Below are 11739 nucleotides of genomic sequence, written 5' to 3' on the forward strand. Positions count from 1 at the left end.
AGGTAAACTTATTTACTAAACTTAAAAAACCACAAAAATGAAATCCATTTTAATGATTTCCCTCCACGGGTACGTTGCTGCCGAGCCTGAGCTAGGCAAACCTGACACGGGCGGCCAAGTCGTCTATGTTTTAGAGTTAGCCGACCGCTTTAGTCGCCTGGGTAAAAGGGTGGACCTGTTGACTCGCCAGTTTGAAGACCAACCCGAGTACGATGACGTCAACGAGAACTACAAAGTCTGGCGCATCCCTTTTGGAGGCAAAGAATTTATTCGCAAAGAAGACATGCACGACCATCTTGGTCAATTTGTAACCAATACCCTGGCTGCTATCCGCAAAGCGGGCAAACAATACGATATCGTCTACACCCACTACTGGGATGCTGGCTGGGCGGGCCAAAAAATCGCGGAGGAATTGGGCATTTCTCACGTTCATACTCCTCACTCATTGGGTTGGTGGAAACAGCACTCGATGGGTAACGACATGGATGAAAAGAAGATGGAAACGACCTACCGTTTCAAGGAGAGAATCCGGAAAGAGTATTTCGTTTATCAAATGTGCAACCACGTTGTTGCAACTACCATTCCACAGGTAGAGTTGCTCACCAAGCAGTACGACATGTTGTCTCGAAACTGTTCTATGATTCCTCCAGGAATTGACGAAAACCGTTTCACCCCCGTCCCATCCCGAGAAGTCGACCGCATCCGGGAAGATCATGACATGGAGCCTTTTGATATTCTTATCCTGGGTAGGATGGCCCACAACAAGGGCTACGATCTAATGCTAAAATCCATGCCCACCATTCTGGAACTCAAACCCGAAGCTCGCCTTGTAGCAGCCGTTGGTGGCGACGGTTCCAAACAAGACAGCAAAGGAGTGGCCAAGCTCAAAGCACTGGCCAAGGAACTCAATATCACTGATAAAATCATCTGGAAAAACTACATCTCAGACGAAGACCTCGCCAATATTTATCGTGCCGCCAGCATTTTTGCGATGCCCTCCCGGTACGAACCCTTTGGCATGGTGGCCATCGAAGCCATGGCCTGTGGCACCCCCGCCGTCATCACCGTCCATGGCGGCCTCAAAGACCTGCTGGACTTTGGCAATCAAGGCTTATTTGCTGATCCGCACCGCCCTTTGGAGTTTGGTGCCATTTGCGCTATGCCCTTACTGTATCAGCAGCTACGCAATGAGCTTTCGGTAGAAGGTGCCCGTTTTGCTCGCCGCAATTTCGGCTGGACAGGTATCGCCAAGCGCATGTTACAGATCTTTGATCAGTCGATCAATCGGCAGCATTCCGAATCAAATATTTTTACTTCTTAAGACCTTTTGGGGCCGTGCCGGTAGTGGCGTTGCTGCGCAAACGCCACTACGGCACCAGGCTGTCGGTCGCTACCGCTCCTGCCCATCCTCGTCCTGCTCCTCCGTCCGCCGAGCTTCGGCCTCACGGCCTACGCGCTGGCTGAGAAGTATTAGGTCTTACGGTATGATCGCACTGGTACGATTGGATCGAAAAATCCTCTTGGTGTCTTCGGTGGTTCAAAGTCCACCACCCAGCTCGTAAACCGCTACCGTTATATAGTCTGGCAAGGAATCTTGTGCGTGGTAGAGCAAGTACACCTTATCGTCCTTCACCACGGCGGTGGGATTGAGTACGTTGCATTCTTCCCAGCGAGGTGACTGCTGGGTGATGGGGGCAGTAAAAGCCAGCTCCGCACCCGGTCTCAAAACCGGGTTGATACTATCCGCCTTCTCAAAATAAGGGAACGCCCAAGAGCTAGCAGCAGTGCTTTCTTCTTCCACCGTCATCGGTTGCTAACAATTGCTATAAAGGAAGACCATCGTTAAAACGAAAAGGATTCTCATGGAGGTAGCATTTTAGTGCCAACACAAGGTTGTGCAGGCACTTATTCTCTAGTAAGATCACATTAATCTACGTTCCTGATTCTAAGGAACTGTCTACCGTAAACGAAAATCCTTCTGCGCAATGATGAGATTATTGAGTTCCGGAATTTGGATAGACAGCTCAATACGGTCTCCTTTATCGTAGTTTACTGCATTTCGCTTTCGATAACTTTTGCGTAAGGAAACATTGTTGACCACAAATGACTGCCGCATACTCGGCTGTAGCTCCATCAATAAATGCGAAAAAGTCTGGTCCGGATTGAGCGCTCCTTCTATTGTAAAAGTGAGATCAGTCTCTTGGTTAACGATGGTAGGAACTAAGCTCAATTTCCTGATATTAAGGTTTTGCAGTTTTCGTAAATCAGCATCTGAAAAAGATAGATTGAAGGAAATTGCATTACGGTCCATATCCAGATCAATATCCTGCACAGCCGCACGAACGTTGAAGGCACTCATGACTTGTTCGTTATTGGCTACAATCTGCTGTAGGTTAGCAACCTCAGCTTGTAGTTTCGGAATTTGGCTTCGTTTAAGATAATCCACCTGCTGTCGTTCTTCCTGTACCTCACGTTTTAAAACTTCATTGGCTTCTATCAGCTCGTTGCGAGCGATGCGAAAAGAATCCCGCTGATTTCTCGTTTTCACGATCTCTTCCGTCAGATCATCTATAAATTTCTGGGTGTCGGGGGAAGCTCCCGTCCGAAGTAAGCTGTTAAAATCGGTAAGCAATTTTTCGTTACGTGCTTCCAGCTCTTGCAGCATAGCATCCTGTTGCTCCATCCTTGCTACCTTCTCCTCAATTTCCTGATTCAAGCGTTCAATATTCTGCTCTCTATGATCCAATTCAATTTGAAAATCAGTAAGTTGGCTTTGCTGTTGATCAATAAGTTCCTGCTGGCTATCAAGCTCTTCATCAGCGGTGAACATCTGTGCTTCCAGGTTCTTCTTATCTTGGTAAGTAATGATCGTGAATATACCGAGGCCTAGCAAAAGCACCCCTAGTACAATCATAATATTTCTAGGCGTTTTATCTTCATTCATAATTACTAGTGTTGTAGGTTAATAAGGTGAGTGTTTCTTTTGTTTAAGGGTATCAGCTGCCTCTACCGAGAGGCTGTAATCTTTAGGGCGAGGAGCAATTTCCGACATAGACTTAATCTCTTTGTCTACAATATCACTGTCATCTCGTAAGATGTCACGATTGATGGTGTGCCGATCAGCAGCGTAGGTATCGGGAAGAATATCCGCTTTCCGCTGTGCATCTTCGTCAACGGTAAGTACCAGCTCACGTACTTTGGCGTGGCGAGCGTCGATCTCATGGTAATCGCTGGTAATAGTGCTCCGGGTAATCCCTTCTGTCAGCACCATCAAACTTACGCCTTCCTCTATAACAAAGATATCCACCTGGTCTTCACTACGAATAACCGCTACTACGAGGTCGCGTTTGCTGACAAGCAGACTCTTCACCTCTGGGCGGTCACGGACATCAATGTCTACAAATTCGTAATATTCGTACATGCTACTTTCCTTGATCGGAACGGGCTTAGCGTACTCCATCTGTGTACGACCTTTATAGAGGTCACGGGAGTAAGACAAACTAAAGGTGCCAATAAAAGTAACCCAGGATTTACTCAGCGATACTTTTACACCTTTACTACTCAAGGAAAATTTAATTGGAAGGAAAACAGGCTGGAAGCCGACGCTTACATCTCCGGCAGCGATGTCATCTACTATGGTGTTACCAACATCAGAAACGAACCCCTGAGAGGAGTTCCCCGATGTATCACAAGCCACCAACAGCGGGATGATGAATAGGTATAGCGTTTTTTTCATACAGGGTTTCATTTGCAAACAAGTAGAATGCTCTTCAGAAGTCTATCTCTGAAATTACAAAATCTGTTTACAAATAGTGCCCTTGGTTTAGATGTTTTTCAAAAAACATCTCGAATGCCCTACTCTTCTATCCGATAACGCACTCCCAGATAAAACTCTCGACCACGCGTAGGTCCCCAGACATTGGCCGTATCAAAATAAGGCCCGAAGGGGTCTTCCCAGGAACGAATAGGGCGTAATTGACGGAAGTCAAAGATGTTTTCGCAGCCGCCGTAAACTTCCACCTTGGGCCATACCTTCGTAAACTGGGCATTTATGACGGTAAACGGATCAGCATAGTCCTCTTGTTGAAATTCTGGAGGGTTCGTTGAAGTATTGGCCAATCGTTGCTCTCCCGTCCAATGGAAATTAGCGTCGAAGTGCCAGCCTTTGGAGAGGGGCTCGTAAGAGAAGCTACCGATGACACGGTGAGTGGCATTGAAAGGTAACACCTGCTTTTCGCCATCAATGACGCGGTAAACATCCAGGTAATTGTAGGCGAGTTTTAGTCCAAATCGCTGATAGAAAGCCAAGCCTATTTCGCCCTGAAAGCCATTACTGATACTGGTACCTGTAAAGTTGCGGATGATGGCTACCGTTGGGTCTGTATCATAATCAGGGAAGATTTGATTCTGGAAAACCGTACGATAAAAATCGAAAGAGAATTGTGCTTCAATATCATCACCATAGGAATTATGGGTGAGGTTGATACCGTAATTAAGCGCCTCTTCTGGCAGCAATTCCTCCGTGATCTGNACATCCCGCGAGCTGGCCAACAGGTTGATATTTTCGCTAAATAAGTTGACAGTGCGCCAGCCAGTGCCTACCGAAATTCGGGCCACTGTTGCTGGTGAAAGATTGGCCCGCAGCAAGGCCCGTGGTGTAGCCTTCCAGCCAAAGGTATTGTGATGATCGTAGCGCAAACCAGTAATCAGTGTCAACTGATCATCATACCAATTGAAGACATTTTCGGCGAAAACACCGGGGATATTTTCCTGACGCTCATAGACACCAGCGTAGCTACGCTGCAAGTCATCGTTGCCAAAGCTAATATCTTCCTCTAAATCCAGAAAGCGATAGCTGAAGCCTGTTTTAAACTGGTGCTTCTCTCTCCAATTGTATTCGTATTGCAAGTTAAGATACGCGTTGGCGTGGGTTCCCTGGTAGTGCGTTGTTCCGTAGTAGGACTCTTGTTTTTGGCGAAAGCCAGAAGCGTAAAATACTACGTGGTGGTAATCATCGAGGCGGTAGCCGGTTTTGGTATAAATTTCCGGTTGCGAATATTCCACCAGTTGCCCGTAAGTGTTGGTAGTGCCTTTATCTTGATCTGGATCGAAGGCGGTCTGCCCGCCGATGCGTTGCTCGTTCACAAAACGTAGGCCCGTCTCGCTGTACAAGCCCCATTCTCCAGCATCGCGGTATTTCCATTTGTTGTAAACCGTATATCGGGTGAGCAGTGGCAAATCGAGAAAGTCGTCCTTATCACGATCCCTCCGCTGAGCAGGCTGGGTGGTGTGAGCAGCCAACAGCGTGCTCCAATTGTTCCAGCGTTGGGTGTAATTGAGGTTGTATTGGTGTTCACCAAAACTATTGAGGTAAGCATTCAGCAACAAGCGCTCATCTTCGTCAGGTTGCTTGAGCACAACATTGATTTGGCCGGAAATACTCTCGTAACCTTGCAACACAGAATTGGCCCCTTTAGCCACAAAAATGCTTTTAATCAAGGTGCCGGGAATACTGCTAATGCCGTAGGTATAACTCAAGCCCTGGATCAGTGGAAAGCCGTCGATCAGCACTTGGTTATACACGCCAGAAAGACCAAGGATACGGAGTTCTTTAGCATTGGTGACAATATTGGTCGTAGTAGGATGTACGCTCCCTTGAGTATTGAAACAGCCTGCCAAATCACAACATGCCGAACGGCCTAACTCCTTGGCGGTAATCACCTCCGTTTTTACAGGGTTGATGGTAGAGATGAAAGTCCCTTGCCGGTTTTCCGTCACCACTACCACATCCATATCTTGCCGAGACCGCAACTCAACATCAAGACTACCAACCTCTTTGACCTGTACGGTATCAGGAACATACCCGACATAAGAGATCACCAAATCGGCAGGTAAATCCTTGGCAAGTGGCAACTTGAAGGTACCATCCACTTCGGTGTACGTACCTCCATCGTTTTGTACGCTCCAATAGACACTAGCCCCCACCAGCGGTTGGCCTTCTATGTCATGGACATAGCCTGTCAATTCCTGTGCAAAAGATATTAGCGGAAGGGTTAAGAATAAGAATAGTGATAGTTGGGTAAAGCTTCGCACGGGAATGGTTTGATTGTTTGATTGTTAGATGGTTGGAGGGTTTTGACTAGTGTAAGGGTGTAAGGGTTAAAAATCTAAAACCTGCTCCGTAGGGATGCCTCCGGTAAAATACTGGATGGTTGCAGGTTGTTTGTTGATGGTTGATTGAACCTGAGTGAGGTGCCCCAATGACCTCCGACTTTGACTATACCTATACCAGGGAGGCGACATAGGCGAACTGTGACTCAAAACTGAGAGAAGGGAGAAATGACTTGATGCGACGGGAACATTTCGTATTCAAAGCCCCGTCGCATCAAACATAATGTAAAACGCCTAAGCGTTTAAATCTTTACGCGGTAAGGACGGTCATTAGGATTCTTACACCCAGGAGTATCTTGAACTTTCTGGTGGATATCCTCTTCACTAACCATATCAGGGTTGTAGCTCACATCAAAACGGGTAACAGCACCACGCTTAGCTGCAATACAGCTGCTTACGCCTTCCATTCTTTCAACATTGGTAGCAATAGTTTTTATATCCGTCGAACACCCTACGCCGGTAACCTTAACACTGATGGTCGTTTGGCTGGTGGAAGTCGTAGCCGTTTCTGTTTGCGCGCTAAGGTTGCTCGTAAAAAGCACCATGCAGCAGATCGAAAAGAAAATAGAGAGGGAATGTTTCATGTTCAACTTTTTTTTGATGCTCTGACATTTTGGTGTTTAAAGTCAATCGAAAGTGAAAACAACGCTCCTTATCAGTTGCTTAGCATTTTCACTTTAGCTTGACCACAAAAACTGTCAGAGAAGTTTTTTTTGCGAAGCAAAGATAATTAAAATTACAGTGAGGCTTGTCCTAGTATTGCGCAAAAAACAAGCTGAGCCGTCTTTCTGGTTTTCCAAATAGTTGACACGCTTAAAGTGAACCGCTTAGCCAACTTTTTGAAAAACGACGGCTCAACTTATTATTGTGCTGTTCTTTATTGGTCATACAAAAGCAATGTTTTGTCAGACAACCATCACTATAACAAGTACTTATTCAGTGCTTCCTAATTTAATTTCAAGTGGTAAACGATGCCTTTCAAGAAAAATTTCCTCTTCCGCTCAGGTTAGTCACCAGACTAACCTGAAAATATCACGTTGGTCTCCCGACCAACAGTCTTCACATTTACGGCTTGTTAGCTGGTCAGGGGACCAGCAGGATATAGCATGTTAGTTAGGAAACTAACATGAGCGTGCCTTTTAAGAAAAATTCTCTTTTTCAAGAAATACTGCATCGTTCTGTGCCGTGATCATACCTGCCATAAAAAGCGAATATTTTGAGAGTTGCCCCCAACCGTATAATCGCACTGGTGCGATTGGATAAAAACCGATCGGCCCAGATTTTTAGTCCCAGGCCGATCGTGTTATCCTATTCAGCAAAAGCTACTGCTTACCTAACCCCTTCGCTGTCCGATCCTCTGGTGCAGGAGCAGGCGTGAATTTAGCGGGTTTGGTTTCCAGTAATTTCACCACTTCCTGTACCACTCTTTCTACTTGTGGATCGCGGCCTTTCATGAGGATATTGGGGTCATCCCAAACTTCGATGTCTGGAGCGACGCCTTCGCCTTCCCAGAACCAGTGGCCATCATTGTCGTAGAGGCGAGCACCCGGAACGGTGATTCCACCACCATCAATGAGGCGATGCCCGGTAGCGGGGCCAACGAGAATGCCCAAAGTGCGCTCCCCCACAATAGGGCCAGCTTCAAGCTCTTGGAATGCCCACGGCAAACCGTCTCCTCCGGAACCCGCCCAGCCGTTGATCAACATCCCTACGGGGCCGGTATTGGTCTTGATTGGGTGGGTATGATCCCGGCCATGACGCCAATGCAGGTTGTAAACCACCGGGCGCTGCAACAGCTCCAAAAAGCGATCTGCCAGCTGGCCACCGCCGTTGAAGCGTTCATCAATAATGAAGCCTTCTTTGTCTAACTGACCGTAGTACATCCGCACCAACTCTAATTGGCCCTGCCCAGAAGTATTGGACATGTAGACATAGCCCAATTTGCCATCAGAAAGCTCTTCTACCATTTTCCGGTTCTGCTCGATCCACTCCAGATGGCGTAGGCGTACTTCGTCTCTTTCATCTAAAAGGGTGACGATTTCTTCACGAGGTTCTTCTCCTGTACGTTCGATTTTGAGGCTCACGGTCATTTCTGCCAAACCAGCAAAAGCGGCATAAGGGTCTTTGTTTGCATCCAACGGCATGCCGTTGACCGCCAGGATATAATCGCCTGCTTTTACATCCACACCGGGCTGATCCAGCGGAGAACGCACTTCGGTATCCCAAGCCGCTGGCCTGGCGATGCGTTTGATACGGTACTTGCCATTGGCCAGCTCCCAGTCGATGCCCAGATAGCCGGTCACGACGGGGCGCACCCGTTCGGCATCACCGCCAAAGGTATAGGTATGCCCTGCGCTAAGTTCTGCAGCGAGATTAGATTGCAGCGCCGAAACATCCCAGCGGGTACGGGCGTCATCCAACAACGCACCATAGCGTTTGCGGAGTGCATCCCAGTCAAGGCCATGCATGGCAGGATCGTAGAAAAAGTCACGGTGCCGGCGCCAGGTATCGTTGAAAATTTGCTTCCATTCTTCGCGAGGAACCAGGTTCATCACCAAGCCATCCGTGGGGATTCCTTTCTCTATTTTTTGCCCAGGAGAAGGCTTGATAATGCCATAGCGACCATTGCTCTCTACTAGAATCGCTTTTCCATCAGCAGTGACTACTGCCCCATTGATACCGTCGATCACCGTTTTTTCTTCCCGGTCATCCAGGTCGTAGGCGACAATCTTTACAGAACGCTCGCCGGAGCCCGTATTGGGTGCGCGCCCATACAGCAGCTTCCCTTTGAAAGGCATCAAGCCAAGAATATTGCCCGCATCTGGCGGCAACAAGACCAAACGTGCTTCTATGTCTTCAAAGTCGATGGCCAAGGTGTCGTCCTCTTCTTCCTCTTCCTCTGGTTCTTCGTCTTCACCTTCTTCTTTGTCTTCTTCCTCTTTCTTCTCTTCTTTTATTTCCACTTCGTCGTTACGTGCACTCAGCAATGATGGCGCATCTGAAGTGAGGCTGACCGCCGCAATCTGGGTCGTATTGGGGTACACCCAAGTGCCATCACCCATATCAGAATAAGAGGGTGTAAAGCTGCGATTGGTCAGGTAAAACAGGTACTTACCGTCTGCGCTAAAAACGGGGTCCGAATCATTAAAGTAGCCACTACTTACCCGTTCCAGTTTTTCTGTTCTGGTATTGTAACAAAAGATAGCCTCATTGGCATTGTTTTGCCCCAGGGAAAAGGTCAGCCATTCCGAGTTTGGTGACCAGGAAATGGTGTAACCTCCTCGGCCAGGATGACTGATATTCCAAGTGTTTCGGGTTACTGTTTTCAGATCACCAGAGGTGGCGTCCATCAAAAAGATGGTATTGGTTTCGTCGATAAATACAACCTGCTTGCTATCTGGTGACCAGAATAGGTTGTAACCAAAACCTTTGCCGCGCTGGGTCATTTGCCGTGCCGGGCTGCTGCCATCGGCGGGCTGAAAGTAGACCTCAAACTCTCCGGAGCGGTCGCTCCAAAAGGCGAGGGTTTTGCCATCCGGCGACCAGGCTGGATCACGATCGAAGGCACCGCTGGAATTGGTGAGGTTCATCGTATACCCTTCCTTTACGGGAACGTTAAACAGCTCCCCTCGGGCTTCAAAAATGATGCGCTTACTACCGGGGGCGGCGGTCATGTTGCTGATATTGCGGCTCACATCTTCGGCACGCGGCATCTCTACCGAAAGGTCACTGATGACATTGACCGGAACAGCTTCGTATTTTTCGGTTGCCAAATCCATACGATAAAGCGTGCCTCCCATTTCGAAAACCAGGTCTTTAGGGCCGGCTGCGAGGCGAGAGATATCAAAGTCGTTGAATTTAGTTACCTGCCGAGAGGTCTTCGTTTTGGTATCGTAGACCCAAATATTCAGGCGCATATTCTTGGCCTGATCGGAGAGAAAATAAACCTTGTCTCCGGCCCAGGCGGGTTGCCCGTCGTTGGCGGTATTGTTCGTCACGTTGATAACCTCCTGGCTATCCGTATTATAAATCAAGATATCAGAAGTGAGGCCACCACGGTAGCGTTTGAAGGGGTAGCCTTCGGTAATTTTAGTAATGTAGGCCAACTGTTTTCCGTCAGGAGAATAACTAGCGAGTTCACCGTAAGGAATAGGCAACCGTTGGGCCATTCCTCCGTCTTTATCGACCAGAAACAGCTGACGACCAGAACGCTGCCCCAGCTCACGGCGCGAAGCGAAAAGGAGTCGTTCCCCATCGGGGTGCCAATCTACCATGCGGTCGGCATGCGACTGGTAGGTTACGCGCGTAGGTACACCACCGGTTATCGGCATAGTGTAGACATCCATATTACCATTGTAGGAGGCCGTGTAAGCAATAGACTTACCATCGGGAGAAAAGCGGGGGTAGCTTTCCTCACCCGGAGAGTGGGTTACCTGCTGTGCGGTACCACCACTTTTTGGAACAATCCACAAATCGCCACCATAAACAAAGGTGATCTGGGTTTCGGATACGTCAATAAAACGCATAAGCTTGGCGCTAATCTGAGCAGAGACGACGGTCCCTAATAAGCAACTTAACACCAGGATGAATAAGGATTTTTTCATAACGGAATTGGAAATCATACGTGAAGAATAAAAGCAGACCCACCCATTACTGGACAGTTTAGCTAAATTACTAAAGTAAACGAGGGTAGAATATTATTCAGGAAAAAACTTGGCAGAACACTGAACGTATGCTTTGAATCGTCCGTTAATACAAACAGATGGCAAACGGTGCCTCAATAAAACCCTACCTTTAGACCTATGGATAACCAAGACAAACCCGATTTAAAGCTGGCAGTGCTGATTGATGCCGATAATGTTCCTTACAAAATGGTAAAGGAAATGATGGAAGAGCTCGCCAAATTCGGCACCCTCACCATCAAGCGCATCTATGGCGACTGGACCAAGCCCCATGTACGAGGATGGAAGCAGGTGTTGCTGGAACATGCCATCACGCCAATCCAACAATATAGCTATACCACTGGTAAAAATGCGACCGACTCCGCCATGATCATTGATGCGATGGATATCCTCTACGGCTCCAAGGTCGATGGTTTTTGTATTGTTTCCAGCGATAGCGACTTTACCCGCCTTGCTACCCGCTTGCGCGAATCGGGCATGAAAGTCATCGGTATGGGGGAGAAAAAAACGCCCGAACCATTTATTGTGGCCTGTGATCGGTTCATCTTTATTGAAATCCTTAAACCACACATCAAAAAGGAAAAGACCGGAACAGAAAGTACTCCTGGTCGCAGTAAAAAAGAGGTGATCCCGAAAAAAATCAAGCAACTTATTGCCGAGACTGTCGACGACATTAGCGATGATGATGGCTGGGCCTTTCTGGGAGAGGTGGGTAGCCTGATGTTGAAAAAACAACCCCAGTTTGATCCACGTAATCATGGCTTCAATAAACTTACCCCTCTCTTAAAATCACTGACGGATTTGATCGAAATTGATGAACGGGAATCTCCCGGGCGTGGGCATTCCAAGCATATTTACGCGCGGCTGAAGCGAAAGTCTAAATAAT

At 47.7% G+C, this 11739-nt stretch carries 8 protein-coding genes; 2 read left to right on the forward strand and 6 right to left on the reverse strand.

All coding sequences use genetic code 11. The annotated features are described in order from the left end of the window. The first annotated feature begins 37 nt into the window (after positions 1–37). Positions 38–1321 (forward strand): glycosyltransferase, encoded by a 1284-nt coding sequence (locus tag A3EU_RS29785; RefSeq protein ID WP_020535635.1) that lies wholly within the window; start codon positions 38–40, stop codon positions 1319–1321. A gap of 216 nt (positions 1322–1537) precedes the next feature. Here A3EU_RS29785 and A3EU_RS0108065 read toward each other — a convergent pair whose 3' ends face one another. From A3EU_RS0108065 to A3EU_RS0108090, 6 genes are all read right to left on the reverse strand, one after another. Continuing rightward, positions 1538–1807 (reverse strand): hypothetical protein, encoded by a 270-nt coding sequence (locus A3EU_RS0108065; RefSeq protein WP_020535636.1) that lies wholly within the window; start codon positions 1805–1807, stop codon positions 1538–1540. A gap of 150 nt (positions 1808–1957) precedes the next feature. Next, positions 1958–2944 (reverse strand): coiled-coil domain-containing protein, encoded by a 987-nt coding sequence (locus A3EU_RS0108070; protein WP_020535637.1) that lies wholly within the window; start codon positions 2942–2944, stop codon positions 1958–1960. An 18-nt stretch (positions 2945–2962) separates the two neighbouring features. Continuing rightward, complete coding sequence (locus tag A3EU_RS0108075) at positions 2963–3736, reverse strand: hypothetical protein (RefSeq protein WP_020535638.1); 774 nt, start codon at positions 3734–3736, stop codon at positions 2963–2965. Between the two features lie 119 nt (positions 3737–3855). After that, positions 3856–6093, reverse strand: coding sequence for a TonB-dependent receptor (locus A3EU_RS0108080; RefSeq protein ID WP_020535639.1), 2238 nt, complete (start codon positions 6091–6093; stop codon positions 3856–3858). A 320-nt stretch (positions 6094–6413) separates the two neighbouring features. Next, positions 6414–6755, reverse strand: coding sequence for a hypothetical protein (locus A3EU_RS0108085; RefSeq protein ID WP_020535640.1), 342 nt, complete (start codon positions 6753–6755; stop codon positions 6414–6416). 738 nt (positions 6756–7493) lie between these two features. Continuing rightward, positions 7494–10775 (reverse strand): S41 family peptidase, encoded by a 3282-nt coding sequence (locus A3EU_RS0108090; protein WP_020535641.1) that lies wholly within the window; start codon positions 10773–10775, stop codon positions 7494–7496. Between the two features lie 198 nt (positions 10776–10973). On the opposite strand from A3EU_RS0108090, the gene A3EU_RS0108095 reads away from it, so the two are divergent. Next, positions 10974–11738 carry an NYN domain-containing protein gene (locus tag A3EU_RS0108095; RefSeq protein WP_020535642.1) on the forward strand — a complete coding sequence of 255 codons (765 nt, stop codon included), beginning with the start codon at positions 10974–10976 and terminating at the stop codon, positions 11736–11738. Position 11739: the final 1 nt, after the last annotated feature.

Origin of the sequence: Lewinella cohaerens DSM 23179, from assembly GCF_000379805.1 — a bacterium.
Lineage (GTDB): Bacteria > Bacteroidota > Bacteroidia > Chitinophagales > Saprospiraceae > Lewinella > Lewinella cohaerens.

Coding starts and splice junctions, on each gene's coding strand:
- A3EU_RS29785 (WP_020535635.1), top strand. CDS start 38: ATGAAATCCATTTTAATGATTTCCCTCCACGGGTACGTTGCTGCCGAG.
- A3EU_RS0108065 (WP_020535636.1), bottom strand. CDS start 1,807: ATGACGGTGGAAGAAGAAAGCACTGCTGCTAGCTCTTGGGCGTTCCCT.
- A3EU_RS0108070 (WP_020535637.1), bottom strand. CDS start 2,944: ATGAATGAAGATAAAACGCCTAGAAATATTATGATTGTACTAGGGGTG.
- A3EU_RS0108075 (WP_020535638.1), bottom strand. CDS start 3,736: ATGAAAAAAACGCTATACCTATTCATCATCCCGCTGTTGGTGGCTTGT.
- A3EU_RS0108085 (WP_020535640.1), bottom strand. CDS start 6,755: ATGAAACATTCCCTCTCTATTTTCTTTTCGATCTGCTGCATGGTGCTT.
- A3EU_RS0108090 (WP_020535641.1), bottom strand. CDS start 10,775: ATGAAAAAATCCTTATTCATCCTGGTGTTAAGTTGCTTATTAGGGACC.
- A3EU_RS0108095 (WP_020535642.1), top strand. CDS start 10,974: ATGGATAACCAAGACAAACCCGATTTAAAGCTGGCAGTGCTGATTGAT.